The following is a 784-nucleotide window of genomic DNA, read 5'->3' as shown; positions in this document are numbered from 1 at the left end:
TGTCGATACAGTTAATTACATACTGAAGATAGTAATAATCAGAGATATATACAACGTTTCTAACCGAAAACAGGCAAAATGCCGTGCAACGGTCTCATTAGGGGGATATATCTCGTTCCATAAGTGGTCATTGTTGGGCAGGATTATTCCGTCTAGCTCCTGATGCTCTTGTCTGACCTTACTATCCCCGACGGTCTTATACTCCCAGTAGGGGAATAGCTGCTGCTTGCGCTTAAGCTCCCGATAGTTGCTTGCCGCCTCTGCACAGTTGAGGGCGGTATTGTACTCGGTGCGCTGCCACTTATCATTGTATGTGGTGGTGATCTCCTTGGCTTGTCGAGCGAAATCGGCATAGCTCTTGGACTCTCGGAAGGCTTTATTGAGCTCGTACACCTCCGATAGGGTCTTGCCCTCCTCTTCTTCCTCCTCTACGGTCATCCCATAATCGGGGAGCATGGGCATAGCTGGTTGTCTGCGGGCAATCTCCTCGCCCTCCTCGGCCATAGGTATGGCATACTTATCATGTAGCCACTTGGTCGGTATCTCAATGATGTCGGAGAGCTGTACGATGTCGGTAACCTCTAGAGACCGTTGCACGGCATTTTGCCTGTTTTCGGTTAGATGTTCTGCATATATCTCTGATTATTAATATCTTTAATATGCAATTAACTGTATCGACATGGCAACCAAACCAACCGAACAAGCTCCGAGCTTCCTACAAGTATATACTCAGGTTCGTCGCGACCGTATGAAGCACTCCTTTCTCCGCCAAATCAATGCTTGC

General features: G+C 47.8%; 1 protein-coding gene. It reads right to left on the bottom strand.

What is annotated here, in order from left to right; genetic code table 11:
- Positions 1 to 15 precede the first annotated feature (15 nt).
- Positions 16 to 597: a phage minor head protein gene (locus tag HQ41_RS07625; protein WP_044190070.1), complete on the bottom strand. Its 582-nt coding sequence runs from the start codon at positions 595 to 597 to the stop codon at positions 16 to 18.
- Positions 598 to 784 lie beyond the last annotated feature (187 nt).

It is taken from the genome of Porphyromonas sp. COT-290 OH860, assembly GCF_000768935.1.
Taxonomy (GTDB): Bacteria; Bacteroidota; Bacteroidia; order Bacteroidales; family Porphyromonadaceae; genus Porphyromonas.
This window is presented reverse-complemented; position numbering and strand designations above follow the sequence as displayed.